The organism is Azoarcus indigens, from assembly GCF_004361735.1.
GTDB classification, from domain to species: domain Bacteria; phylum Pseudomonadota; class Gammaproteobacteria; order Burkholderiales; family Rhodocyclaceae; genus Azoarcus; species Azoarcus indigens.
In genome coordinates this window covers 96,499-122,910 of the sequence record NZ_SNVV01000008.1, presented here as the reverse complement: position 1 = coordinate 122,910, position 26,412 = coordinate 96,499, and the positions used below count along the sequence as shown (strand labels likewise).

Below are 26,412 nucleotides of genomic sequence, written 5' to 3'. Positions count from 1 at the left end.
CACGGAGAGAGACGATGATGGCTACGCAATATGGCGGTAACCGCCGCGTTCCTGCGGCTTACCGGGGCGATATATACGCCCTCGAGCCTGATCGGGAAGAACTGGTCAACCTGGGTGTGGAGATCGGCAGCTTCAACAGCAACATCGAGTGCTTCGAAGACTGTCGTCTGACGCCGCTGGCCCTGCGCCGCCTGCAGTTCCTGTCCGGCAAGTACCTCTGGGACCTGTCTCCCTCCTACAACCTCGATTGACCTCAGCTGGCGGCGGCTCCTCCGTTCAGCCACGGCCGCGCGCCGCTGCCCAGCAGGGCGGCCAGGCGGTCGGCTTCCAACGGATGGCTGAAGTGGAAACCCTGGACGAGGTCGCAGCCCAGGCGCTTCAGCTTGTCCAGCTGGCTGGCGTTCTCCACGCCCTCGGCCACCACGTTCAACTGCAGCTCATGGGCGAGGGCGATGGTGGCGGCGCAGATGGCGGCGTCTTCCGGGTCGGAGTCGATGCCGCGCACGAAGGAGCGGTCCATCTTCAGGCTGGCCACCGGCAGCAGCTTGAGATGGGACAGCGAGGAATAGCCGGTACCGAAATCGTCCAGCGCCAGCGCCACGCCCATGCCGTTCAGCCGCGTCAGCACCTGGGCAGCGTTTTCCGGATCGCGCAGCGCGGCCGATTCGGTGATCTCCAGTTCCAGGTGTGAAGGCCTGAGGCCGTGGCGCGCCAGCGCTTCGGCGATGGCTTGCGGCAGTTCCCGGGATTCGAGCTGGCAGGCGGACAGGTTGACCGCCATCTTCAGCCAGTCCAGCCCTTGACGATGCCATTCGGCAAGCTGGCGCAATGCCTCATCCACCACCCAGGCGCCGATGGCGTCTATCAGCCCGCATTCTTCGGCGAGGGGAATGAAACGTTCCGGCGGAATCAGCCCCTCCACCGGATCGTTCCAGCGCACCAGCGCTTCCACCCTGCGCACTTCGCCGCTGTCGAGATCGATCAGCGGCTGGTAGTGCAGCAGCAGGCGGCCGGCGCGCAGCGCTTCGCGCAGGCGGTTTTCCTGCAGCAGGGCGAGTGCGGAGGTGGCGTCCAGGCCAAGCGCGAAGCGTTGCAGCCGGTTGCGGCCCTGGGCCTTGGCGTGCTGTACCGCGGTTTCGGCGTGGCGCAGCAGCACCGCGGCATCGTCGCCGTCTTCCGGATAGCGGCTGAGGCCGATGCTGGCGGTCAGCTCGAACACCTCGCTGCCGACGAGGCAGGGCGCGCGCAGCCGCTGCAGCAGCTTGTCGGCGAGTTCCTCGATCTCCTCCGCCGGCCTGGCCCCGGCAAGCAGCACCGCGAACTCGTCCCCCCCCAGGCGGGCCACCGCGCCCCCGCCCTGGACGCAATCGGCCGCGCGTAGCGACAGTTCGACCAGCAGTTGATCGCCCACCGCAGGGCCGCAGAGATCGTTGATGCGCTTGAAGCGGTCGATGTCGATCTGCATGACCGTCAGCGGCCTGCCCTGGGTGCGCGCCGCGCTCAGCGCCTCGGCCAGCCGGGCGACGAAGGCGCGGCGGTTGGGCAGGCCGGTGAGGGCGTCGTGATGGGCGAGGTGGCGGATGCGGTCTTCCGCTTCCTTGCGTTCGGAGAGGTCGTGGAAGCAGGCGATGTGGTGGGAAATCTCGCCGCTGGCGGCACGCACCACGTCAATGCTGAGCCACTTGGGGTACAGGCTGCCGTCCTTGCGCCTGTCCCAGATCTCGCCTTCCCAGTGGCCTTTGCGATGAAGCTCGTGCCACATGCCGTGGTAGAGCGCGGGTGGCGTGGTGCCGGAAGAGAGCAAGCCGGGGTCTTGCCCCAGCACATCCTCCGGCTGGTAGCCGGTCAGCGTGGTGAAGGCGGGGTTGACGGCGATGATGCGGTTGCCGGCGTCGGTCACCAGGATGGCTTCCCGGCTGTGTTCGAACACGCCGCCGAGCACCCGCAGGCGGGCATCCGCGCGGCTGCGCTCGGCGGTGTCCAGGCCGAAGCAGAGCAGGTGGATGCGGCCGCCGAGCACCGCGCGGTGCGCCGAGAGCTGGAAGGGCGCACGGCCGCCGTCGCGCTGGGTGAGGGCGGTTTCCACTTCGGCGTGGCCATTGCTCAGCGCGCGCTTCAGCGTGGCGGTGATCTCGGCGCCATCCTCCGGCTCGAACAGGTCCGCCAGCAGTTGTCCGCACAGTTCGGCGGTGGTGCAGGCGGTGTAGCGCTCCAGGTTGGGATTCCAGCGCCGCAGCCGGCCGCTTTCGTCGAGCACGCAGTAGATGCCGGGCAGGACGCCGACGAGTTGCTCGTGCAGCGCCTGCTCGTCACCCAGTTGTTGCTCGGTGCGGCGCTGTTCGCGCAGATCGCGATAGATGGCGACGATGAGCCGGGGCAGGCCCTCGCCGTCGCGCAGCAGGAAGGCCTGCTCCTCCACCGGTACCCGGGCGTGGGCGCCGCACAGCAATTCGAACTCGCCCTCCCAGTGGCCATGCTCCACCAGGCAGGGAAGCATCTCTTCGTCCAGCCGGCGCTGCTGGGCTTCCGGGTAGTAGGTGTTGATGCGGCGGCCGACCGCGTCCTGCGGCTTGTCTTCGCCCACCAGCCGGGCGAGCGCCGGGTTGATGTAGCGTACCCGGCCATGCAGATCCACCAGGCTGAGGCCGAGGGCGCTGCGCTGGGCGAAGGGTTCGAACTGGCGCAGGGCGGCAGAGAGCGTGGTGCTGACTGCCTTGGGGATGGCGAAGAGCCGCACCAGTCCCAGCGTGGCGGCGGAGAAGGCCAGCAGCAGACAGACCAGCAGGGCGCTCGTGGGCCAGCCCGCCAGCGGACCGGAGGCCGCCAGCCCGGCGGCCGCCAGCAGGCCAAGGTTGGCGAAGATGCAGATCCCGTACAGGAGACGGGTGCGACGGGCGGAGTGCACGATGTTCGCGATGGCCTGGACGAGAAGACTTCCCATTCTGGTCAATCAACGGCGGCAGGTAAATACAGCCGGGTATCCCGTAAGAAAATGTCAGCTAATGTGCGTTGCCGGTAGGGGTATTTGGCGCCGGCCGCGAACCGGCCGGGCAAGAAAAAAGCCCGGTGGATCGCTCCACCGGGCTTTGCTGGGGCCGTAGAGGCGCCGGATCAGGCGACCGCGACCGGAATCTTGCCGATCTTGGCCTGCCATTCCTTCGGGCCGGTGTTGTGCACGCTGGTGCCGCTGGAGTCCACCGCTACCGTCACCGGCATGTCCTGCACGGTGAATTCGTAGATGGCTTCCATGCCCAGATCGGCGAAGCCGACCACCTTGGCCTCCTTGATGGCCTTGGACACCAGGTAGGCGGAGCCGCCGACCGCCATCAGGTAGGCGGACTTGTTGTCGCGGATGGCATCGATGGCAACGGGCCCGCGCTCGGACTTGCCGATCATGGAGATGAGGCCGGTCTGCTCCAGCATCATGCGGGTGAACTTGTCCATGCGGGTGGCGGTGGTGGGGCCGGCCGGGCCGACGACTTCGTCACGTACCGGATCGACGGGGCCGACGTAGTAGATGACGCGGTTGGTGAAGTCCACCGGCAGTTTCTCGCCCTTGGCCAGCATGTCCTGGATGCGCTTGTGGGCGGCGTCGCGGCCGGTGAGCATCTTGCCGTTCAGCAACAGGATCTGGCCCGGCTTCCAGGCGGCGACTTCTTCCTTGGTCAGCGTGTCCAGGTTCACCCGGGTGGCGACGTTGGTGTCGGCGGTCCAGGTGACCTGCGGCCAGTCTTCCAGGCGGGGCGTTTCCAGTTTTGCCGGGCCGGAGCCGTCCAGTTCGAAGTGGACGTGGCGGGTGGCGGCGCAGTTGGGGATCATCGCGATCGGCAGGGAGGCGGCGTGCGTCGGGTAGTCGAGGATTTTCACGTCCAGCACGGTGGTGAGGCCGCCCAGGCCCTGGGCGCCTATGCCCAGCGCGTTCACCTTCTCCATCAGTTCCAGGCGCAGTTCCTCGACGCGGCTCAGCGCGGCGCCGGAGGCGGCCTTCTGGCGCAGCTCGTGGATGTCCACCGGCGCCATCAGCGATTCCTTGGCCATCAGCATCGCCTTCTCCGGCGTGCCGCCGATGCCGATGCCGAGGATGCCCGGCGGACACCAGCCGGCGCCCATGGTCGGCACCGTCTTCAGCACCCAGTCCACCAGCGAGTCGGACGGGTTCAGCATGGCCATCTTGGACTTGTTCTCCGAGCCGCCGCCCTTGGCCGCACAGGTGACTTCCACATGGTCGCCGGGAACGATCTCGTAATGCACCACGGCGGGGGTGTTGTCCTTGGAGTTCTTGCGGGCACCGGCCGGGTCGAGCAGCACCGAGGCGCGCAGCTTGTTGTCCGGGTGGTTGTAGGCGCGGCGCACGCCCTCGTTGACCATCTCCTGGACGCTCATCCTGGCGTCCCACTGCACGTTCATGCCGACCTTGAGGAAGACCACGGCGATGCCGGTGTCCTGGCAAATGGGGCGGTGGCCCTCGGCGCACATGCGCGAGTTGGTGAGGATCTGGGCGATGGCATCCTTCGCCGCCGGGCTCTCTTCCCGTTCCCAGGCCTCACCCAGTGCCTTGATGTAGTCGAGCGGATGGTAGTAGCTGATGTACTGGAAGGCATCCGCGACGGACTGGATGAGGTCTTCTTCGCGAATCACGGTCATGGCGAGGTCTCCGGGGTGATGGGAACGAAAAGAACGTAGTGGGGGCAAACCGCGGGATTTTAGCACCGGCGGCCCTAGGGAAAACCCGGGCTGATGATTGTGGCGCGAAGCAGATGCAGCGCATAGGGAACCAACGGCGTCGCCTCTTGCTTGGGCGAGATGGGGCGCACCCATTTGGTCGGTCGAGAGGGGCGCCGTACGCGCAGGACAGGAGGGGCCTGGAGTCCCTTTGGTAGAAGCCTCTTTCTTCTCCGGCCCGCGCTCGCGCCGAGGCGGCGTGCAGGGCCGCGGCGGTGGGGCGAGGAGGCTGGACGAGTTTACCTAGCCAGCGGTGACTGAGCCCCCCGCTTGCGGTTGTCCCGGACCGGCACGCGGCGCGGCGGCAAGACAGGACCTGACCAGCTTGAAGAAGGGGGGGCGCTTCGGTAAGTGACTGGCGTTTCTGCTATTCTTCTCGGCTTTCCTCACGAAGCATGCCCCTTCCGCCCGATCATGCAGTCCGCTCTTTCCCAGGATGTTCCCGCTCCTGCGCGTCCACTGACGCGCGGCGACTACAAGACGCTGTCCCTCTCCGCATTGGGCGGCGCACTCGAGTTCTACGACTTCATCATTTTCGTCTTCTTCGCCACCGTCGTCGGCAAGCTCTTCTTCCCGCCCGACATGCCGGAATGGCTGCGACAGCTGCAAACCTTCGGCATCTTCGCCGCCGGCTATCTCGCTCGTCCGCTGGGCGGCATCGTGCTGGCGCACTTCGGCGACATGCTGGGCCGCAAGCGGATGTTCACCTTGAGCATCTTCATGATGGCGGTGCCCACGCTGGTGATGGGCATGTTGCCCACCTACGCCCAGATCGGCATTGCCGCGCCGTTACTGCTGTTGCTCATGCGGGTCGTGCAGGGGGCTGCCATTGGCGGCGAAGTGCCGGGCGCCTGGGTGTTCGTGGCGGAGCACGTGCCCTCCAAGCACGTCGGCTATGCCTGCGGCACGCTCACCAGCGGCCTCACCGCCGGCATCCTGCTGGGTTCGCTGATGGCGACGCTGATCAACACCGTGTTCATCGCCGAAGAGGTTGCCGCCTACGCCTGGCGTATCCCCTTCATCGCCGGCGGGGTGTTCGGCCTGCTGTCGGTGTATCTGCGGCGCTGGCTGGAAGAGACGCCGGTATTCGCCGAACTGAAGCAGCGCGAGGCGCTGGCCGAAGAGATTCCGCTGAAGACGGTGGTGCGGGAGCATCGTGCCGCGGTGGTGGTGTCGATGCTGCTCACCTGGGTGCTGTCCGCCGGCATCGTGGTGGTGATCCTGATGACGCCCACCGTGCTGCAGACGGTGTACCACTTCGATGCGGCTACCGCGCTGCAGGCCAACAGCCTGGCCATCGTGCTGCTGAGCATCGGCTGTACCGCCTCCGGCGCCATCGCCGACCGGGTTGGCGCCGGGCGCACCTTCGTCGTCGGCAGTCTGCTGCTGGCGGTCGTCTCCTGGCTGTTCTACACCCGCCTCCACACCCATCCCGAGCTGCTGTTTCCGCTCTACGCGGTGACCGGTTTGTGCGTGGGGGTAATTGGTGCAGTGCCATATGTAATGGTGAAGGCTTTCCCGGCCAAGGTGCGCTTTTCCGGGTTGTCCTTCTCCTACAACCTCTCCTACGCCATCTTCGGCGGCCTGACGCCCATGGTGGTGTCGCTGATGCTCAAGGCAGATCCGCTGGGGCCGGCGTATTACGTCGCCGCGTTATGTGGCGTGGGTTTTCTGGTGGGTATCTATCTCCTTCGGCGGGAGCCGGGGAAGGCTTGACCGGCGCATCGATCCAGCATAGGAAAGACCGGCCCTGGCCGGTCTTTTTTTGCCCGATTTTGGTGCGTCAATCCAAATGGCATTGTGCGCTGCGGGGTGAAAAACCCCTGCGTCAGCCTGTAAGTCCTGTGTAAGATACCTGTTCTTCAATGCCCTCTATCCCGCACCCCGGTGGTGCGGAGTGCAGCCGGAACCGACCGGTCGCGGACGGGAACCGCCGAGTTCCGCTGCCGACAGAACACGGTCTGAATCGACCATCAGTCACGTTGAGGAGAGGTGAGCATGTCCAACGAACAGCAGGTACGCATCTACAACCCCTCGGAAGAAGTGGTGAAGAATGCTGCGGTACCGGGTATGGACGCGTATCGCGCCCTGTGCAAGGAAGCGGCGGACGACTACGAAGGGTTCTGGGCCCGCCGTGCCCGCGAAGCGCTGACCTGGCACACGCCGTTCACCCAGGTGCTGGACGAGAGCAACGCGCCCTTCTTCAAGTGGTTTGCCGACGGCAAGATCAACGCCTCCTACAACTGCCTAGACCGCAACGTCGAGCGCGGGCTGGGTGACAAGGTCGCCATCATCTTCGAAGGCGACGACGGCCGGGTGACCCGCGTCACCTACAAGGAGTTGCTGGGCCGCGTGTGCAAACTGGCCAATGGCCTGCGCGACCTGGGCGTGAAGAAGGGCGACCGCGTCGTCATCTACCTGCCGATGTCCATCGAGGGCATCGTCGCCATGCAGGCCTGCGCCCGTATCGGCGCGACCCACTCTGTGGTGTTCGGCGGCTTCTCCGCCCAGGCGCTGCGCGACCGCATCAACGACACCCAGGCTTCCGTCGTGATCACCGCCGACGGTCAGTTCCGTGGCGGCAAGGGCCTGCCGCTGAAGCCGATCGCCGACGAGGCGCTGTCGCTGGGCGGCTGCGAGTCGGTGCAGAAGGTGGTGGTGGTCAAGCGCACCGGCGCCGAGGTCGGCTTCACCGCCGGCCGCGACATCTGGTACACCGACCTGATCGAAGGCAAGGCCGATACCGCCGAGCCGGAATGGGTGGAGTCCGAGCACCCGCTGTTCCTGCTCTACACCTCCGGTTCCACTGGCAAGCCGAAGGGCGTGCAGCATTCCACCGGCGGCTACCTGCTGCAGGCAGTGCTGTCGATGCAATACACCTTCGACATCAAGCCCTCCGACATCTTCTGGTGCACCGCCGACATCGGCTGGGTCACCGGCCACAGCTACATCGCCTATGGCCCGCTGGCTTGCGGCGCCACCCAGGTGGTGTTCGAAGGTGTGCCGACCTACCCGGATGCCGGCCGCTTCTGGCGCATGATCCAGGACCTGAAGGTCACCATCTTCTACACCGCGCCGACGGCGATCCGCTCGCTGATCAAGGCCGCCGACAACAACCCGTCGCTGCACCCGAGCAAGTACGACCTTTCCAGCCTGCGCATCCTGGGTTCGGTGGGCGAGCCGATCAACCCGGCGGCCTGGGAGTGGTATTACGAGAACGTCGGCGGCGGCCGTTGCCCCATCGTCGATACCTTCTGGCAGACCGAGACCGGCGCCCACATGATCACGCCGATGCCGGGCGCGACGCCGCTGGTGCCCGGGTCCTGCACGCTGCCTTTCCCCGGCATCCAGGCCGCGGTGGTGGACGAGACCGGCACCGAAGTGCCGAACGGCCAGGGCGGCATCCTGGTGGTGAAGCGCCCGTGGCCGTCCATGATCCGCACCATCTGGGGCGATCCGGACCGCTTCAAGAAGTCCTACTACCCGGAAGATTTCAAGGGCAAGCTCTACCTGGCGGGCGACGGCGCCATCCGCGACAAGGACACCGGGTACTTCACCATCACCGGCCGTATCGACGACGTGCTGAACGTCTCCGGCCACCGCATGGGCACGATGGAGATCGAGTCCGCGCTGGTTGCCCACGAGAAGGTGGCCGAGGCGGCGGTGGTCGGCCGTCCGGACGACGTCACCGGCGAAGCCATCGTTGCCTTCGTCGTGCTGAAGGGCCAGCGCCCCACCGGCGAGGACGCCAAGGCGATGATCAAGGAGCTGCAGAACTGGGTGGGCAAGGAGATCGGCCCGATCGCCAAGCCCAAGGACATCCGCTTCGGCGAGAACCTGCCCAAGACCCGCTCCGGCAAGATCATGCGCCGCCTGCTGCGCCAGCTGGCCAAGGGCGAGGACATCACCCAGGACACCTCCACGCTGGAAAACCCGGCCATCCTCGAGCAGTTGAAGCAGAGCGCGGGCTAAGCCCGGGCCTGCGGGGCCGGCCGGTGCAAGGCCGGCGGCTCCGGTACCGTCTTACGGAGAAAGTCCGGCCATGCAGCCGGGCCGGGAGGGGGAGCAAAGAAGGCGCACGCCAAGATGCGCTTCTTTTCGGGGTCGTCTCCGGCATTGGCCGGAGGCGACACCACCTATAATCACGGACCGCCATCATCACCGGGGCGAATGATGCGCAAAGGTCTCGCCGGGCAACGCCTGGTCGCCGTGTTCATTGCCGGCGTACTGCTGTTCAACTATCCCTTGCTGTCGCTGTTCGACCGCCCGCTGCAGGTGTTCGGGCTGCCTTTGCTGCACGTCTATCTCTTCGTCTGCTGGGGCGGGCTGATCGCCCTGGTGGCCTGGATCGCCGAAAGGGGCGCACGGTGACGGGCTGTCCGCGATGATTTCCGGCGCGGTCATCATCGGCGCCTCCTGCGCCTATCTGCTGGTTCTGTTCACCGTTGCCTACCTGGGCGACCGCAGCGCCGACCGGGGCCGCTCCTTGATCGCCAACCCGTGGACCTACGCGCTGTCGATGGCGGTGTATTGCACCGCCTGGACCTATTTCGGCAGCGTCGGCCGTGCCGCGTCCGGCGGCGTCTGGTTCCTGCCCACCTACCTGGGGCCGACGCTGGGGCTGACGCTGTCCTGGCTGCTGCTGCTGAAGATGATCCGCATCGCGCAGGCCCAGCGCATCACCTCCATCGCCGACTTCATCGCCTCGCGCTATGGCAAGAGCCACCTGCTGGGCGGGTTGGTGACCATCATCGCGGTGGTCGGCGTGGTGCCCTACATCGCCCTGCAGCTCAAGGCCATCTCCAGCGGCTACACGGTGCTGCTGGGCTCGCACGACGGCCTTTTCAGTTCGTCTGCCGGTGCCAACTGGCTGGAGGACGGCGCCTTCTACATCGCGCTGGCGCTGGCGGTATTCACCATTCTGTTCGGCACCCGCCACCTGGATGCCACCGAGCGCCACGAGGGCATGGTGGCGGCGATCGCCTTCGAGTCGGTGATCAAGCTGGCGGCCTTTGTCGCCGTGGGTGTGTTCGTCACCTATGGGCTTTATGACGGTTTCGGTGACCTCTACGAGCGGGCGGCGGCGCAACCGGAGCTGGCCGGCCTGCTGGTGTTCGATGGCGGCAGTTCCATCGGCCACGGCGGTTGGTTCGCCCATGTGCTGCTGGCGATGCTGGCGCTGTTCTTCCTGCCGCGGCAGTTCCAGATCGCGGTGGTGGAGAATGTGAACGAGGCCCACCTGCGCCGCGCCACCTGGCTGTTTCCCGCCTACCTGCTGGCGATCAACCTGTTCGTGATCCCCATCACCCTGGGCGGCCTGCTGCATTTCGGCCGTGGCACGGTGGACCCGGATACCTTCGTGCTCACGCTGCCGCTGGCCCACGGCTACGAGGGGTTGGCGCTGTTCGTGTTCATCGGTGGGCTGTCGGCCGCCACCGGCATGGTCATCGTCGAAACCATCGCGCTGTCCACCATGGTCTGCAACGATCTGGTGATGCCGGTGCTGCTGCGCTGGCGCCACCTCGGCACCGGCGCCCAGCGCGACCTCACCGGCCTGCTGCTGGGCATACGCCGCGGCGCCATCGTCGGCATCCTGATGCTGGGCTATCTCTATTTCCGGCTGGCGGGCGAGGCCTACGCGCTGGTCAGCATCGGCCTCATCAGCTTCGCCGCGGTGGCGCAGTTCGCGCCGGCCATGCTGGGCGGCATGTACTGGCGCGGCGGTACCCGCGAGGGCGCGCTGGCCGGGCTGCTGGCGGGTTTCCTGGTGTGGGGCTACACCCTGCTGCTGCCGTCCTTCGCCAAGTCGGGTTGGCTGGATGCAAGCTTTCTCGACCATGGCCTGGGGGGCATGGCCTGGCTGAAGCCGGAGTCGCTGTTCGGGCTGGGCGGGCTGGACAACATCAGCCATGCGCTGCTGTGGAGCCTGCTGGCCAACATCGCCTGCTACGGCGTGGTGTCGTTGCTGCGCGAACCCTCGGCGGCGGAGGCCAGCCAGGCGACGCTGTTCGTTGACGCGCTGCGCCAGGGCGAGGCGCCGCGGGCCAGCTTCTGGCGCGGCGGGGTGGAGGCGCGCGAGCTGGTGCCGCTGGTGGCGCGCTTCCTCGGCCGCCATCGCACCGAGCAGGCCTTCCAGGCCTATGCGCAGGCGCGCGGCGTCAGCGACATGAACGAGCTGGAAGCGGATGCCGAACTGGTGCACTTCGCCGAGACCCTGCTCGCCGGGGCCATCGGCAGCGCGTCGGCGCGGGTCATGGTGTCCACCGTGGTGCAGGAGGCACCGCTGCGGCTGGAGGAGGTGATGGACATCCTGGACGAGGCCTCCGAGGTCCGCGCCTACTCACACCGGCTGGAGGAGAAGTCGCGCGAACTTGAGGCGGCCACCGCCGAACTGCGCCTGGCCAATGAGCGGCTGACCGAGCTGGACCGCCTCAAGGACGACTTCATGTCCTCGGTGACCCACGAACTGCGCACGCCCTTGACGTCGATCAGGGCCTTTTCCGAGATGCTGCACGACGATCCCCGGATCGGCCTGGAAGACCGGCGGCGCTTTCTCGGCATCATCGTCTCGGAAACCGAGCGGCTGACGCGGCTGGTCAATCAGGTGCTGGACCTGGCCAAGATCGAATCCGGCCATGCCGAATGGCACAATTCCGAAGTGGATATGCGTCAGCTGGTGCTGCAGGCGGTGGAAACGACCGCGCAGCTGTTCCGCGAGCGGCAGGCCGAGGTCGAGCTGGATCTGCCGGACACGGTACCGTCACTGTTGGCGGACCATGATCGCCTGCTGCAGGTGATGTTGAACCTGCTGTCCAACGCAGCGAAGTTCCTGACGCCGGGAGAGGGGCGCGTCAGGGTGACCCTGCGAACGGAGGCCGAGGGCTTCCGGGTGGATGTGGCGGACAACGGCCCCGGCATCGAACCGGGGCTGGAGGCGGTGATCTTCCAGCGTTTCCGCCAGGGCGGCAACGAGCGCTCACGGCCGCAAGGCACCGGCCTCGGTTTGCCGATCAGCCGGCAGATCATCGAACACTTCGGTGGCCGCCTGTGGATGAATTCGGTGCCCGGAGAAGGCGTCACGTTCTCATTCACGCTGCCGCTCGCGCCGGTAACGCGGGCGGCCTGAGGGCGGCCGGCGCCGGCGGGCTGATGAAAGGAAGCATGCGCCTGCGGGCGCGGGGCTTCACATAGAATGCAGGGGGAGGGGCAAGGATGACGAAGAAAATACTGATCGTGGATGACGAGCAAAACATCGTCATTTCACTCGAATTCCTGATGAAGCGCGAAGGCTTCGAAGTGCTGGTGGCGAATGATGGCGATGAGGCGGTGCGCTGCATTCGTGCCGAGCAGCCCGATCTGGTGCTGCTGGACGTGATGATGCCGAAGAAGAGCGGCTTTGAGGTCTGCCAGGAGATCAAGGCGGACCCCAAGACCCAAGCCACCTGCATCCTGATGCTGACCGCCAAGGGCCGCGATACCGAGGTGGCCAAGGGACTGGCGCTGGGCGCGGACGCCTACATGACCAAGCCCTTCTCTACCCGCGAGCTGGTCGCCCGGGTGCGCAGCCTGCTGGGCATGGAGGCGTGAGCCGGGCAATGAGCCCCCGCGCCCGGCTGACCCTGGCCACCCTCGCGGTCCCCGTTTTCCTGCTTCTCACCGTCGCCGCCGTCGGCGGCATCCTGTGGGTGGATCTCTCCGCTGAAGAGCGTCATGCGCTCGCCGGCCTGCTGGCGCCTCGCGTTGGCCTGATGTTCGTATTCCTCGCCCTTGCCGCCGTGTGCGCCATCGCAGTGGTGAGGCAGCTGCACCGCAACTACGTCGCCCTGCCGGCGCGCCTGGCCGAAGAGGCGCGGGTGCTGCTGAGCACTGGCGCCGCTCGGCCGGTCGGCGTCGCGGGTAGCCCGGAGGTGCGGGCCCTGGTGGAGACCATCAACGCCCTGGCGGAACATCGCCGCAGCCTGGAGGACGATGTGGCCGAGCGCATCCGCGCGGCGATGAACTCGGTGGAAGAGGAGAAGAATCGCCTTGCGGCGCTGATGTCCGAGCTGACCCAGAGCGTCATCGTCTGCAACCTGGAAGGCCGGGTGCTGCTCTACAACGGCCATGCGCGGCAGCAGTTCCGCGCGCTGTCCGATGCGCCGGCGGCGGCCGGCGGCGGCGAACTGCTCGGGCTGGGCCGCTCCATCTACACCGTGTTCGACCGCGCCCTGGTCGATCATGCGCTGGAAACCGTGCGACACCGGCTGCAGCGGGGCATACAGGCGGTAACCCACTTCGTCACCACCACCCGCAGCGGCCAGCTGCTGCGGGTGCAGATGGCGCCGGTGCTGCCCGGCGGCGCGGGCACGGTAGTGGCCGGCGGCGAGGTCAGCGGCTTCATCTTGCTGCTGGACAACATCACCCGTAATTTCGAGACCGAATCGCGCCGCGACCAGATGCTGCATACGCTTACCGAGGGCAACCGCGCGGCGCTGGCCAATGTGAGGGCCGCCGCCGAGATGCTGGATTACGCCGACCTGCAGGAAGAGCTGCGCGAACGCTTCCGCAAGGTGATCCGCGACGAGGTCCAGGCCATGAGCCAGCTGCTGGACCGCACCGCCACCGAGTTCGCCGATTCCCTGAAGGCACGCTGGCCCCTGGAGGAAATGCTGGGCGCCGACCTGGTCGCCGCGGCGCAGCGCCGCATCGAGCAGATGGTGTCGCTGCCTACCAAGCTGGAGGAGGTGGACGAAGGCCTGTGGCTGAAGGTGGACAGTTTCTCCCTGCTGCAGGCGCTCACCTATCTGGCGCACCGGCTGTCGGACGAGTTCGAAGTGCGGGAGGTGCGCTTCCGCCTCGTTCCCAACGGCCGGCTGGTGCACCTGGACATGATCTGGTCCGGGCAGGCGATGAGTACCGAAACGGTGATGAGCTGGGAGCTGGAGGCGATGCAGTTCGCCGGCGAGAGCAGCCCGCTGTCGGTGCGCGACGTGATCGAACGCCACGATGGGGAGATGTGGATGGAGCGTGAGAAGGTGCGCCACCGCGCCTTCTTCCGCATCGCGTTGCCCGCCGCGGTGCCCCAGGTGGCGCAGGAGGTGCCTGCCTACCCGGCGGGCGAGGGGCGGCCGGAGTACTACGACTTCGACCTCTTCAGCTGGTCGGAGCGCTCTCGTGCTTTGGACGACAGGCCGCTGGCCGAACTGGCCTACACGGTATTCGATACCGAGACCACCGGCCTCAACCCCTCCCAGGGCGACGAGATCATCCAGATCGGCGCAGTGCGCATCGTCAACGGCAAGCTGCTGCGCGGCGAGGCCTTCGAGCAGTTGATGGACCCCGGCCGGCCGCTCGACCCGGAGTCGGTCAAGGTGCACGGCATCACCGCCGACATGCTGGCCGGCCGGCCGGCCATCGCGACGGTGCTGCCCGCCTTCCATGCCTTCGCCGCGGATACCGTGCTGGTCGCCCACAACGCCGCCTTCGACATGCGCTTCCTCCAGCTCAAGGAGGCGGCGACCGGCCTGCGCTTCGACCAGCCGGTGCTGGACACCCTGCTGCTGTCTGCAGTGATCCACCCCAACCAGGAATCACACCGGCTGGAGGCCATCGCCGAACTGCTGGGGGTGGAAGTGGTGGGCCGCCATACCGCGGTGGGCGATGCGCTGGTGACCGCCGAGGTCTTTCTTGCGCTGGTGCCGCTGCTGGCAGCGAAGGGCATCGTCACCCTGCGCCAGGCGCGCGAGGCGGCAGAGCAGTCCTACTACGCCAGGGTGCGCTACTGATGGCGCGGGCGGAGGCGCGGCGGGCATGAGAGGGCCGACGACTTTCGCCGGCCGGCTGCGGCGCTACTACGTCTGGTACACCGTGGCTTTCGTCTTCTTCGTCGGCCTGCTGGCAGTGGCGGAGCAGTTCGGCCTATCGCAGCGCGCCATCGGCCATGTCTTCCTGTTCGTCACGCTGGCCATCTACGCCAGCATCGGCGTCATGAGCCGCACCAGCGACGTCAGCGAATACTATGTCGCCGGCCGCCGGGTGCCGGCAGTGTTCAACGGCATGGCGACCGCGGCCGACTGGATGAGCGCCGCTTCCTTCATCGGCCTCGCCGGCACGCTTTACTTCACCGGTTTCGAGGGCTTGGCCTTCGTCACCGGCTGGACCGGCGGCTTCGTGCTGGTGGCGCTGCTGCTGGCGCCTTATCTGCGCAAGTTCGGCCAATACACCATTCCGGATTTCCTCGGCGCCCGCTACGAGGGCAACGTCGCCCGGCTGGTCGGCATCGGCGCCACCATCCTGGCGAGCTTCGTCTATCTGGTGGCGCAGATCTACGGCGTCGGCCTGATCGCCAGCCGCTTCGTCAGCGTGGAGTTCGAGATCGGCCTCTTCGTCGGCCTCGCCGGCATCCTGGTGTGCTCCTTCCTCGGTGGCATGCGGGCGGTCACCTGGACCCAGGTGGCGCAGTACGTGATCCTGATGATTGCCTACCTGGTGCCGGTCGGCATCCTTTCCTACAAGCTCACCGGTGTACCGATCCCGCAGGCAGCCTATGGCGCGGTGCTGAGCGAGCTTTCGCAGCGGGAGGAGATGCTGTTCGATGCGCCGGAGGAGGTAGAGGTGCGCAGCATGTACCGCTACCGGGCCGAGGATTACGGCACCAAGATCTCCACGTTGCCGGAGTCGCTGGATGCGGAGCGGCGCGGTCTGATCGAGCGCCTGCACCAGCTGCGCGCGGATAGCGCGCCGGCGCGCGACATCGCCCTCACCGAGCGCGCGCTGCGAGACCTGCCGCGCTCGCCGGAGGACGCCAGGGTGGCCTGGGAGCGCGCCCGCGCCGAGGCGCTGGAGCGCGCCCGGCCGCCGCCGCGCCATGCCGAGGCGCATCCCGGGGTGACGGAGGAGGAGTCGGTCGCTAAGCGCAACAACTTCCTGGCGCTGGTCTTCGTGCTCATGGTTGGCACCGCCGCGCTGCCCCATGTGCTGGCGCGCTACTACACCACACCGGGGGTGGCGGATGCCCGCCGCTCGGTGTTCTGGTCCATCGTCTTCATCTTCCTGCTTTACGTCACCGCACCGGCCTACGCGGTGTTTGCCAAGTGGGAGGTGTATACCAACGTGGTCGGTTCCAGCCTGGCGGTGCTGCCGAGCTGGGTGGCGTCCTGGGGCAAGGTCGGCCTGGTGCGCATAGACGATATCAACGGCGACGGCATCCTGCAGCTGGCGGAACTGAGCCTGAACACCGATGTGATCCTGCTCGCCACGCCGGAGATCGCCGGCCTGCCCTATGTGTTCTCCGGGCTGGTCGCCGCCGGCGGGCTGGCGGCGGCGCTGTCCACCGCCGACGGTCTGCTGCTGACCATCTCCAACGCGCTGTCGCACGACCTCTACTACAAGGTGATCAACCCGCGCGCCTCCACCCACCGCCGCCTGGTCATCTCCAAGTCGCAGCTGCTGGTGGTGGCGGCGGTTGCCGCCTGGGTGGCCTCGCTGCGGCCGGACAACATCCTGTTCATGGTCGGCTTCGCCTTCTCCATCGGCGCCGCCGCCTTTTTCCCGGCGCTGGTGCTGGGTATCTTCTGGAAGCGCGCCAACCGCCCCGGTGCGGTGGCCGGCATGGTGGCCGGGCTGAGCGTCACCCTCTACTACGCCTTCCGCACCCATCCTTTCTTCGGCGGTTCCACGGCCAACGCCTGGTTCGACATCAACCCCATTTCGGCCGGTGTGTTCGGCGTGCCGCTGGGCTTCGCGGTGATCGTGCTGGTCAGTCTATGCACCAGACCGCCACCCCGCGAGATCCAGGATCTGGTGGATTACGTGCGCTATCCGCACCTGCCGGAGCAGGAGGAAGGGGCGGTGAAGAAGCCCTGATTCCCCGCCCGCGATTGCCGCAAATTCGGGGCTTCCATATCGCCCGACTTGCGGCTACAATGCGCGCCTTCCACGGAGAGGTGGATGAGTGGTTTAAGTCGCACGCCTGGAAAGCGTGTTTAGGGTAATACCCTAACGCGGGTTCGAATCCCGCCCTCTCCGCCAGAATTCATCGAGGCCCGCAAGGGCCTTTGTCATTTCCGGCCTTCAGGATGAATCTGGCTTCGATTTCCCCATGCGTTTCCATGCAATTTGCATTGAAGGTGCTGCATTCCATGCGCGCTGGCAGCTTTCGGGTTCTTAAAGGCTGAATATTGCGCCAGGTTGCCTGCTCCGACGGAAAGGGATGCGCTCCGTGCCGGGGCGGCGCCAGCAGGATTGCACATTGGACCTCCCTTTTCGCGTCCGCGGGAATTAGGCCATTCCGCTGTGGAATGTTGCGGGCTTGTCACCGGCATGGTTTGGGCGAGCTTTTGTCTTTTATACTCCGAAATCCACGGCCAAATCCTTTCTGGATGAAGTGGTCGATGGCATCCGGCTGGAGATGAGTCCGGTTTCGCTTGTGGGCTACTGGGCATAGGACAATAGGAGAGGGACATTGAAGAGGAACAACCTGCCGGCAACGACTTCACTGCTGGGGCTATCCCTGGCTGTCCTGGCACATCATCCGGCACAGGCGGCGCCCTGCGGCACGATCAATACAGCGGTATTCGATACCAGCGGGCTTGCATGTGATGGACCGGCTTTCGTCGGCAGCGGCCTGACCAGCCTGACTATTGCTGTGAGCTCCACCATCTCGGGTGGAGCGGTGGGTCTTCAGAGTACCTCGTCCATCCTCGACTCCCTGATCAATGACGGCGTGATCAGCGGGAGCGACAGAGCCTTCTTAAATGCGGGTGGCAGCATAGGCACCCTGTCCAATGCGGGGACCCTTTCTGCGTCGGCTGCACAGTCGGCCGCTATTCACAATGTGGCGACTATAGGCCTGATCCACAACCAGATTAGCGGAACCATAGTCGGCCAATACGCTGGCATCAGTAATAGTGGTTTCATTGGCGACGCCACCAGCGGCACGATAGGCACCATCATCAATGCCGGCCTGATCACCGGGAGTGGCTCCGGCACTTTGACAAGCAACGGCATCGTCAACGGCAATGGCGGGTATATCGGCCTCATAGAGAATCAGGCAGGCGGAACCATAACCAGTAATTCGTCCGGTATTTTCAATTACGGCGGATCTACGATTGGGACCGTCACCAACTCCGGGATGATCAGCGGCCCCCTTTATGGGATCGGTAACGACGCCACCATAATCAGCGTGGAGAACACCGGGGGGACGATCGCTGGTGATCAGGCCGGCATATGGAATTCAGCTCAAGGCCATATCGATTCAATCGACAACGATGGCTTCATCGTTAGTTCCGGCGGTATAGGTGTTTCCAATTCCGGCAGCATCGGTACGCTGAGCAATAGCGGCACCCTCAGCGCCGCGACGGCAATCCAGAATGACGGGGCAGGCACCATAGGCGCTGTGGTCAATTCGGGTTTGATCGCGGGCAATATCAGCAATACTTCCGCCAATGCGCTCACCATCGTGGGCGGAATCGGCGGCACTATCGGCACCTTGACCGGCGCCAGCGGCGGAACGGGATCCGCCGACAAGGGAACGATCACCAGCACCGCCGCGGATGTCGTCTTCAGTGATGGTGCGTTGCTGCTGAATGACAATATCGTTGCCACCGGCCATACGATTGCCAATACCGGCGCCCAGCTGCTGCTGAGCAATCAGGTCACGATGACGGGCGCCTATCTCCAGACGACGGGCTCGCTGCAACTCGAGTCTTCATCCGCCGGGCTGACGGTGACCGGTGCGGCCAATATCACTGGCGGTGAGATCGAATTGGGCGGTTTTTCCGCCAATGCCAATAACCTTGTCAATCAAGGCAGCGTGCTCGTGGTGAGCGGTGGTTCCGGTTCCACCTTTACCGGCCTCAGCTATGCCTCGGATGTGGAAGGGCTGGAGCTCGCCGGCTCGGTGACGGGAAACAGCCTCTCCCTGGCAGGGGGCAACAATTACATTGGCGGCTCGCTGGCGACGCTGAGCAACAGCGGCACGCTGAATGCATTCAATCCGATCTATGTTGCCTCGACCGGCACCCTCGGCACGCTGACCAATTCCGGTGCCTTGATCGGGGTGGGAGCGGGGGTCAGGAACCTGGGCAGCATAGGCACCATCAGCAACGATGGCTCCATCGTCGGCGGTACGATAGGCGTCTACAACTACGGGTCGGCCTCCAGTATTTCCGAGTTGAATTCCTCGGGGACGATCCAGGGGCTGCTCGGTATCGTGAATGACGGCACCATCGGGTTGCTTCATAACGAGGGGCTGGTGAGCGGCAGCGTCAATGCGATCTTTTCGTCCGGGCAGTTGGGCACGATCCGGAATGCTGGCGTGATCGCCGGCAACATCGTCAATACCTCAACGAACGCGTTGAGCTTCACAGGTGGAACCATCTCGGCACCTGGCACGCTGACCGGTTACGCCGGTGGCATTGGCACCATCAGCAGTACCGCCGCGAATGTGCTGTTCCTCGGAGGGGGCGTGCAGTTGCTGAACAGCAACATCAACGTCGGCTCCCATTCGGTCGTGAATAACGGCGTGCTGATGGTCAATGAGGCGATCAGCATCACCGGTAACTACACCCAGAGCGCCGGTGGGCTGCTCATTGGTGTTTCGTCATCCAGCTACGGCAACCTGCTCGTCAGCGACAATGCGTCGCTGACCGGCGGGTTCATCAACATGCGGGCATTGGGCGGCGGCAGCGTGCAGGAGGGCACTTACACCATCGTTTCCGCAGGCAGCGGCCTGAGCCTCGGCAACCTGTCCTACTACGCCAGCGGCTATGTGGTCACTGGCAGCCTGGTCACGGTCGGCGGCAACACCCAACTGGTGCTGACGGTGGGAGACGGGGGAGGCGTTCCGACCACGGACTACACCCGTATCGGCCAGCAGCAGGGCGGCTTCGCCACTGGCATGGGCGTGGCGCTGGACAGGATTGCGGCAATCGCCTCCAGCAGCGGCGTCACCCCGGCAGCCGCGGCCTTCCAATCCGATGTGCTGGCGCCGCTGGGTGCCCTGTCCGAGGGCGAACAGCAGGTGGGCGTGGCGCAGTTGGCCCCCAATCAGCTGACGCCGCAGCTGATTACCACCGCGGTGAAGCCGGTGGCGATGGCGATAGGCCAGCATCAACAGATGATCGCTGGTGCGATGAATGGCAGTGATCGAAACGCCGTCGCCCAGATGGCGGGCATGACTGGCCAGTCCTCCGGCGATGGCCTGCTCGGCCAGCGCGGTGCGTTTTGGGGCGAACTGGTGGGCGGTGTGGCCGAGCGCGACAACTCCCACCGGGCGGCTGGCTATCGTGCGAGCAGCGCCGGCTTCGTGATCGGCGCCGACTGGTACGCCAGCCCCCGCTTCATGGCCGGCCTGGCCTTCAGCTGGATACGGAACGATCTCGACGGCAGGGGCGTTTCCTCCGGCAGCAAGACGCAGGCGGATACCTACCAGCTCACCGCCTACAGCCTGTGGCAGCCGGATTGGGCAGATGGCCGGCTGTCGATCGCCGGGCAGCTCGGCATCGGCGTCAACCGCTATGACCAGAGCCGCCGTATCGACTTCCTCGGGGTCAAGGCCAAGGCCGACTACGACGGCGAGCAATACCTCGGCCAGGTCACGGTGGGCTACGACTTCCCGCTCAACCAGAACCTCACCCTGACACCGCAGTTCAGCCTGATGGCCGCGCGGCTGGAGAACGACGGCTACACCGAACACGGCGCCGGCGCTGCCAATCTCAAGGTGGATCACCTCAGCACCGACGTGCTGACCCAGGAACTGGGCGTGAAACTCTCTGCCAGCTTTGATACCGCAGCCGGCCGGCTTGCGCCCGATGTGAAGGTGGCCTGGCTGCACGAGTACGAGGACGGAGCGATTCGTACCAATGGCGCGATGGGCGGCGTCGCCTTCACTTCATCCTCCGCCAGGCTGAGTGCGGATGGCGTCACCGTGGGGGTGGGCGCGACGCTGGACAAGAAGAACGGCGTCAAGCTGCGGCTGGAGTACAACGGCGACTTCCGCCATGCCTACCAGGCTCACACCGGGGTGCTGCGCGCCAGCTGGGATTTCTGATCCCGCTTCTTCCCTGCATGTCGGGCGGAGCCGCGGTCGCGGTGATGCCCGGCCCCCGCGATGCCCCTGGCCACCTGTCGGTCCCGCGCTGTCGGGAAAGGCAGGTGGCCTGCGTTTCCCGTGGCAGACCTGTCTCGGTCGCCTTTCCGGTGCTCTATAGTCATACGCTCCCATTCCGCCCAGTCCAGCCATGACCTCACCTCAGCAACCCCAGCAGATAACCGTGGAGCAGGCGCTTGGACAGGCCCAGGCGCACTGGAACGCGGGCCATGCCGACCAGGCGGAGCGGCTGTGCCAGCATGTGCTGGCATTGTGGCCGGGGCAGTCCGACGCCCTGCACCTGATGGGCCTGATGGCGCATGCCTACGGCAATCTCGACCTCGCCATCGACCACCTGCGCAAGGCCTGCCTCGCACCCCGGGTGCCGGCCGCCTTCCTCAGCAACCTGGCCGAGATGTGCAGGCAGAAGGGGCTGCTGGAAGAGGCCGAGCGGGCGGCGCGGCGGGCGGTGACGCTGGAAAGCACACTGGTGGCGGGCTGGAACAACCTCGGCATCATCCTGCAGGAGGCCGGCAAGCTGGAGGAAAGCCTGCATTGCCTGGAGCGGGTGGCCGCCCTGCAACCGGGCTCGCCCGAGGCCCACAACAACCTCGGCAACACCCTCAAGCGCATGGGCAGGCTGGCGGAAGCCCGCCGTTGTTATGAGGCGGCGCTGGCCCTGGCGCCGGCCTATGCCGAAGCCTTCAGCAATCGGGCCAACCTGCTGACCGAGCTGGGGCTGCTGGACGAAGCCCTGGCCGATGCCCGTCGTGCCATCAACATCAATCCCCGGCTGGCCGACGCCTACATCAACGCGGGTGCCGCGGAGCTGGCCGCCGGCCGTTACGAGCAGGCGCTGCGCTGGGCCGACGCCTTGGCGAACTTTGCTCCGCTGCATGTCGGCGCCATGGTGGTAAAGGCGAAAGCCCTGAGCTACCTGAATCGGCTGGACGAGGCGCTGGTCGAAGTCCGCAGGGCGGTCGCCAGCGTGCCGGAGAATGGCGAGGCCCAGAACGCCCTGGGAGAAGTGCTGCAGGCCCGCGGCAACACCGCCGAGGCCCTGGCCGCGTTCGAGCGGGCGGCCGCGTCCCTGGGTTTCGCGCCGGAAAAGGCGCTGCTCAACCGTGCCAGCCTGCTGATGGAACTGGGCGAGCGGGATAAGGCGGAACAGGCTTTCGCCGCGCTGCTCGCGCGTTTTCCGCGTGCGGCGGGGGCATGGTTCAACTTCTCCGACCTACACCGCTTCACCACGGCGGACGACCCGGCGCTCGAGGCGATGGAAGCGCTGCTGGCGACGGGGGGCGTGCAGGCGCTCAATGACCGCATCGCCCTCGGTTTCGCCCTCGCCAAGGCCTGGATGGACCTCGGCGAAGCGGAGCGGGCCTTTGCCTACCTGGACGAGGCCAACCGCAACAAGCGCGCGACTTTCTCCTATGACAGCGCCGCCACCGAGCAATGGATGGCATCCATTGCCGCCGCCTTCTCTGCGGAGGCGATGGCGCGGCCGGGCGAGGCGGTGGCCGGCAGCGAGGCCGCCTTGTTCGTGCTGGGCATGCCGCGCTCGGGCACCTCGCTGGTGGAGCAGATCCTGGCGTCCCATCCGCTGGTATTCGGTGCCGGCGAGCTGGCGGACATCCCTCACCTGACGCAGCGCGTGCCGTCCTATCCCGGCAGCGCAGCGCAAATGGCACCGGAGGCGGAGGCCGCGCTGGGCCGGCGCTATCTGGAAAGCCTGCGGACGCGGGCGGGCAGCCATGCGTACCTGGTGGACAAGATGCCCTCGAACTTCTTCCACGCCGGCTTCATCAACCGCATCCTCCCTGGGGCCCGCATCATCCATGTGCGGCGCAACCCGGTGGACACCTGCCTGTCCTGCTATTCCAAGCTCTTCACCCGCGAGCAACTGTTCGCCTACGACCAGACCGAACTTGGCCTGTTCTACCGCGCCTACGAGCGCCTGATGACGCACTGGCGGGCAGTACTGCCGGCAGACCGCTTCCTCGAGATCGAATACGAGGAACTGGTGGCCGACCTGGAAGGCGGCGTCCGCCGCCTGCTGGCGTTCTGCGGGCTGGAGTGGAGTCCGGCCTGCCTGGACTTCCACCAGACCCGCCGGCTGGTCAGAACCGCCAGCGTCAATCAAGTCCGCCAGCCCCTGTTCAACAGCAGCGTCGGCCGGTGGAAGCCCTATGCCCGGCAACTCGGGCCCCTGCTGGCCGCGCTGGGTGTTGAAGGCGTGGAGGGCAAACCGGCGGAAGCAGGCCGCATCGGCTGAGGCCCTGGACACGGATGAACGCAGCCCCCATCAATCTCGCCGCTGTCGAGCCGCAACTGCGCGCCTTGCTGGCCGCCGGCCGTGGCGCCGAGGTCGAGGCCTGGATCAAGCCGCATCTGGCCAGCGGCTCGGGGCCGGTGTCGCTGTGGCTGCTGCTCGCCCACGCCCTGCGGGTACAGGGCAGGGTGGCGGAGTCGCTGCCGATACAGCAGATGGTGGCGGACCAGATGCCCGGCGATCTCGCCGTCCGCTTCGATCTGGCCGAAACCCGGCTGCTGTTGGGCGACTTCGAACGGGGCTGGCGGGAATACGCCTTCCGCTACAGCCTGCCGCATACCAGCCGCATCGAGCGCAAAGTGCAGAGGCCGCGCTGGGATGGCAGGCCCATCCCTGGCAAGACGCTGCTGATCCACGATGAACAGGGTTACGGCGATACCTTCCAGTTCATGCGCATGGTGGCCTGGGCCCAGGCACGCAGCCAGGCGCGTCTCGTTTTCGATGTCAATCGTGAAACCGCCGGCCTGGCCAGCCGCATGCAGGGGCATGACGGGATCACCCTGCGCGGCGACCTGCCGCCGGCCTTCGACTTCCACTGCGAACTGATGAGCCTGCCGATGATCATGGGCCTGCAGCTGGCCGATCTGCCCGGCGAGCCCATGCCCTACCTGCAGGCGCTGCCCGAGCGGCGCGCCGTCTGGCGGGAACGCCTCGCGCCCTATCCGGGCCTGAAAATCGCCTTCCTGTGGGCCGGCCGCCCCTCGCACCCCAACGACGCCAACCGCTCGATGACGCTGGAGATGCTCAAACCCCTGGCGCAAGCCGGCGTCAGCCTGTTCTCCATCCAGAAAGGCCCGGCCGAAGCCCAGGCGCTGACGCCACCGCCCGGCATGCCGGTGGTGAGCCTGAGCGCCGACATCCGCGATTTCGAGGACACCGCCGCCATCCTGAGCGAGGTGGACCTGCTGATCTCCATCGACAGCTCGCCGGTACACCTCGCCGGCGCCCTCGGCCGCCCCGCCTGGGTGATGCTCCCTTTCCTGCCCGACTGGCGCTGGCTGCTGGAGCGCGAAGACTCGCCCTGGTACCCCTCCATGCGGCTTTTCCGGCAGAAGGAGTGGGGCGGTTGGGTAGGGGTGGTGGAGCGTGTCGCACTGTCGCTGGGGGAACTCAGGCGGCAGATTTGAACTGCCACGACGCGCTTCACCACGCGTTGAGCACTCGTGTTCGGTCGGTGCCCTGCAGGATCTTGCCGCTGCCCAGCGCACAACCGCACATGAGAGCCGGGTCGGCTCTGGCGCTGCGCCAAATGGCGCGCATCTTGCTCGCCCTCGGGGATTCAAGCTCCCGGTCCTCTCCATGTGCGCTGATTTCCTCCGTGGCCTTCCCGAGCCGCCGCCTGCCGATCCCGGCCTCAACCTGATGCGGCTGGCGGCGCTGACGGCGGGGGATGGCGCGGGCATGGACGGTGAAACCCTGGGCCTGATGCGCAAGGCGGTGGCCGACGGTGCGCTGCTGACTGCCGGCGATGTGGCGCTATGGGCGGAGTTCGAGCGCGGGCTGCTGGCGGTCGCGCCCTCGCGCATGCTGCGGGTGCTGCGCGATTGCGGTGCATTGGCGGTGTTCCTGCCCGAAGTTGATGCCTTGTTCGGTGTGCCACAAAGCGCGGACGATCCGGCGGAGGTGGACATCGGCGAGCACCTGCTGCGGGTGGTGGACGAGGCGGCGCGCTGTGGAGCGCCGGCGGCGCTGCGGTTTGCCGCGCTGGTGTTCAACGTCGGCAAGTCGGATTCGCCGCGGGAGCATCTGCCGGCGCACTACCGCCACATGGAGCGCGGCCGGCCCCGCATCGAGGCTATCTGCGAGCGCAACCGGCTGCCGGCCGAGTACCGCGACCTGGCCCTGCTGGCGCTGGCAGAGTGCGAGCGGGTGCACCGGGCGGCGGAAATGCGCGCCGGTTCCATCGCCGCCCTGCTGGAGCGGGTGGACGCCTTCGAGCGCGAGGAGCGTTTCGAGCGCCTGCTGTGCCTGTGTGAATGCGATTTCCGCGCCTTTCCCGGCCGCGCCAGCCGCCGCTATCCCAAGGCGCCGATGCTGCGGCTGGCGCTGCGCGCCTGTCGTGAGGTGGACGCAGCGGCCGTCTTCTCCGGCGAGGGCGACCCGGAGGAGGCCGCCGCCGCCCTGCAGCAGGCGCGGGCGATGGCGGTGGCGGCGGCGCTGCGCTCAGAACGCTGGGCGCCGCCGGCGGCGGACGGCTTCTGATCTTGCGCATGTCGTGCCGCCGCGGCAGCCTGTACCATGCCCGCCGCCGCGCGCGCTCCGGCTGCGCATCAGCCTCCTCTTTCTCCCTTCACTCTCACTGGAGTTGTCATGAGCGATTTCCAGCCGGGCATCCTGGCCCCGGTTCCCTCGATGGCGAGACACCTGTTCTTCCGCATCGCCCAGGCGGATGCACTGGGTGCGTCCGTGCAGGCGCTGCGCGCGCTGCAGATCGACGATGGCGTAGTGGTGGGCCTGGGCCTGCCGCTGGTGCAGGCGCTCGGCAAGGAGGTGGCAGGCCTGCGCGCCTTCCCGGAAGGCCGCGCGGGCGATGTCGCGGTGCCGTCCACGCCGTGGGACCTGTGGGTGTGGCTGCGCGGCGATGACCGTGGCGCACTGTTCGAGCGCGCCCGCGGCATCGAGCAGGCGCTGGCGCCGGCGCTGCTGCTGGAGCGCGGCACCGATGCCTTCCGCTTCAAGGAAGGCCGCGACCTGACCGGCTACGAGGACGGCACCGAGAACCCGGAAGGCGAGGCGGCGCTGGCCGCGGCCTTCGATGCCAGCGGCGCCAGCTTCGCCGCCATCCAGCATTGGCGGCATGACTTCGCCCGCTTCGACGCCATGAGCGGCGAGGACCAGGACAATTCCATCGGCCGCCGCCGCTCGGACAACGAGGAGCTTGAAGACGCGCCGGAGTCCGCCCACGTCAAGCGCACCGCGCAGGAGGATTTCGACCCGGAAGCCTTCGTGCTGCGCCGCTCCATGCCTTGGGCGGAGGGCCGCAACGCCGGCCTGCTGTTCCTCGCCTTCGGCAAGTCCTTCGACGCCTTCGAGGCCCAGCTGCACCGCATGAGCGGTGCCGAGGATGGTGTGGTGGACGCGCTCTACCGCTTCACCCGGCCGCTCACTGGCGGCTACTTCTGGTGCCCGCCGGTGGCGCAGGGCCGGCTGGAGCTGTCCGCTATCGGCTGTTGATCCGGGCGCTCCGGGCCGGTGGGCGCCGGAGCGTGATCAGACTGAGGGGGTTGCGTGCTTGCGCGGGCGCCACTTGCGCCCGGCCGGCGGCACCAGACCCGCAGCCACAAAAAAA

General features: G+C 66.6%; 15 protein-coding genes and 1 tRNA gene. 14 read left to right on the top strand and 2 right to left on the bottom strand.

Annotated features, from left to right (window positions below; translation table 11 throughout):
• Positions 1–14: 14 nt before the first annotated feature.
• Positions 15–251: a hypothetical protein gene (locus C7389_RS10970; RefSeq protein WP_133591299.1), complete on the top strand. Its 237-nt coding sequence runs from the start codon at positions 15–17 to the stop codon at positions 249–251.
• Between the two features lie 2 nt (positions 252–253).
• Here C7389_RS10970 and C7389_RS10965 read toward each other — a convergent pair whose 3' ends face one another.
• On the bottom strand, positions 254–2,941 hold the full coding sequence (locus tag C7389_RS10965; RefSeq protein ID WP_133591297.1) for a sensor domain-containing protein: 2,688 nt from the start codon (positions 2,939–2,941) through the stop codon (positions 254–256).
• A 170-nt stretch (positions 2,942–3,111) separates the two neighbouring features.
• Positions 3,112–4,644, bottom strand: a complete 1,533-nt coding sequence (locus tag C7389_RS10960) for a fumarate hydratase (protein ID WP_133591295.1) — start codon at positions 4,642–4,644, stop codon at positions 3,112–3,114.
• 492 nt (positions 4,645–5,136) lie between these two features.
• Here C7389_RS10960 and C7389_RS10955 point away from each other — a divergent pair, with 492 nt between their 5' ends.
• From C7389_RS10955 to C7389_RS10895, 13 genes are all read left to right on the top strand, one after another.
• Positions 5,137–6,438: an MFS transporter gene (locus tag C7389_RS10955; RefSeq protein ID WP_133591293.1), complete on the top strand. Its 1,302-nt coding sequence runs from the start codon at positions 5,137–5,139 to the stop codon at positions 6,436–6,438.
• Positions 6,439–6,720: 282 nt separating this feature from the next.
• Positions 6,721–8,694, top strand: a complete 1,974-nt coding sequence (gene acs / locus C7389_RS10950) for an acetate--CoA ligase (RefSeq protein ID WP_133591291.1) — start codon at positions 6,721–6,723, stop codon at positions 8,692–8,694.
• Positions 8,695–8,895: 201 nt separating this feature from the next.
• Positions 8,896–9,093, top strand: a complete 198-nt coding sequence (locus C7389_RS10945) for a hypothetical protein (RefSeq protein WP_211168269.1) — start codon at positions 8,896–8,898, stop codon at positions 9,091–9,093.
• A 13-nt stretch (positions 9,094–9,106) separates the two neighbouring features.
• On the top strand, positions 9,107–11,848 hold the full coding sequence (locus C7389_RS10940) for a sensor histidine kinase (protein ID WP_133591287.1): 2,742 nt from the start codon (positions 9,107–9,109) through the stop codon (positions 11,846–11,848).
• Positions 11,849–11,934: 86 nt separating this feature from the next.
• Entirely contained in the window at positions 11,935–12,309 is a 375-nt protein-coding gene (locus tag C7389_RS10935; RefSeq protein ID WP_133591285.1) for a response regulator transcription factor, read from the top strand.
• 8 nt (positions 12,310–12,317) lie between these two features.
• On the top strand, positions 12,318–14,486 hold the full coding sequence (locus C7389_RS10930; protein WP_133591283.1) for a 3'-5' exonuclease: 2,169 nt from the start codon (positions 12,318–12,320) through the stop codon (positions 14,484–14,486).
• Between the two features lie 25 nt (positions 14,487–14,511).
• Entirely contained in the window at positions 14,512–16,566 is a 2,055-nt protein-coding gene (locus C7389_RS10925; protein ID WP_133591281.1) for a sodium:solute symporter family protein, read from the top strand.
• A gap of 74 nt (positions 16,567–16,640) precedes the next feature.
• Positions 16,641–16,731, top strand: a tRNA-Ser gene (locus C7389_RS10920).
• Between the two features lie 433 nt (positions 16,732–17,164).
• Positions 17,165–20,752, top strand: a complete 3,588-nt coding sequence (locus tag C7389_RS25145; protein ID WP_211168264.1) for an autotransporter outer membrane beta-barrel domain-containing protein — start codon at positions 17,165–17,167, stop codon at positions 20,750–20,752.
• A 190-nt stretch (positions 20,753–20,942) separates the two neighbouring features.
• Entirely contained in the window at positions 20,943–23,066 is a 2,124-nt protein-coding gene (locus C7389_RS10910) for a tetratricopeptide repeat-containing sulfotransferase family protein (RefSeq protein ID WP_133591279.1), read from the top strand.
• Positions 23,067–23,080: 14 nt separating this feature from the next.
• Positions 23,081–24,250, top strand: a complete 1,170-nt coding sequence (locus C7389_RS10905) for a glycosyltransferase family 9 protein (protein ID WP_133591277.1) — start codon at positions 23,081–23,083, stop codon at positions 24,248–24,250.
• 172 nt (positions 24,251–24,422) lie between these two features.
• Positions 24,423–25,325, top strand: coding sequence for a tRNA nucleotidyltransferase (locus C7389_RS10900; RefSeq protein WP_133591275.1), 903 nt, complete (start codon positions 24,423–24,425; stop codon positions 25,323–25,325).
• A 108-nt stretch (positions 25,326–25,433) separates the two neighbouring features.
• Complete coding sequence (locus C7389_RS10895) at positions 25,434–26,297, top strand: Dyp-type peroxidase (protein ID WP_133591273.1); 864 nt, start codon at positions 25,434–25,436, stop codon at positions 26,295–26,297.
• Positions 26,298–26,412: the final 115 nt, after the last annotated feature.

Coding starts and splice junctions, on each gene's coding strand:
- C7389_RS10925 (WP_133591281.1), top strand. CDS start 14,512: ATGAGAGGGCCGACGACTTTCGCCGGCCGGCTGCGGCGCTACTACGTC.
- C7389_RS10900 (WP_133591275.1), top strand. CDS start 24,423: ATGTGCGCTGATTTCCTCCGTGGCCTTCCCGAGCCGCCGCCTGCCGAT.
- C7389_RS10960 (WP_133591295.1), bottom strand. CDS start 4,644: ATGACCGTGATTCGCGAAGAAGACCTCATCCAGTCCGTCGCGGATGCC.
- acs (WP_133591291.1), top strand. CDS start 6,721: ATGTCCAACGAACAGCAGGTACGCATCTACAACCCCTCGGAAGAAGTG.
- C7389_RS10945 (WP_211168269.1), top strand. CDS start 8,896: ATGCGCAAAGGTCTCGCCGGGCAACGCCTGGTCGCCGTGTTCATTGCC.
- C7389_RS10910 (WP_133591279.1), top strand. CDS start 20,943: ATGACCTCACCTCAGCAACCCCAGCAGATAACCGTGGAGCAGGCGCTT.
- C7389_RS10965 (WP_133591297.1), bottom strand. CDS start 2,941: ATGGGAAGTCTTCTCGTCCAGGCCATCGCGAACATCGTGCACTCCGCC.
- C7389_RS10940 (WP_133591287.1), top strand. CDS start 9,107: ATGATTTCCGGCGCGGTCATCATCGGCGCCTCCTGCGCCTATCTGCTG.
- C7389_RS10895 (WP_133591273.1), top strand. CDS start 25,434: ATGAGCGATTTCCAGCCGGGCATCCTGGCCCCGGTTCCCTCGATGGCG.
- C7389_RS10935 (WP_133591285.1), top strand. CDS start 11,935: ATGACGAAGAAAATACTGATCGTGGATGACGAGCAAAACATCGTCATT.
- C7389_RS10970 (WP_133591299.1), top strand. CDS start 15: ATGATGGCTACGCAATATGGCGGTAACCGCCGCGTTCCTGCGGCTTAC.
- C7389_RS10930 (WP_133591283.1), top strand. CDS start 12,318: ATGAGCCCCCGCGCCCGGCTGACCCTGGCCACCCTCGCGGTCCCCGTT.
- C7389_RS10905 (WP_133591277.1), top strand. CDS start 23,081: ATGAACGCAGCCCCCATCAATCTCGCCGCTGTCGAGCCGCAACTGCGC.
- C7389_RS10955 (WP_133591293.1), top strand. CDS start 5,137: ATGCAGTCCGCTCTTTCCCAGGATGTTCCCGCTCCTGCGCGTCCACTG.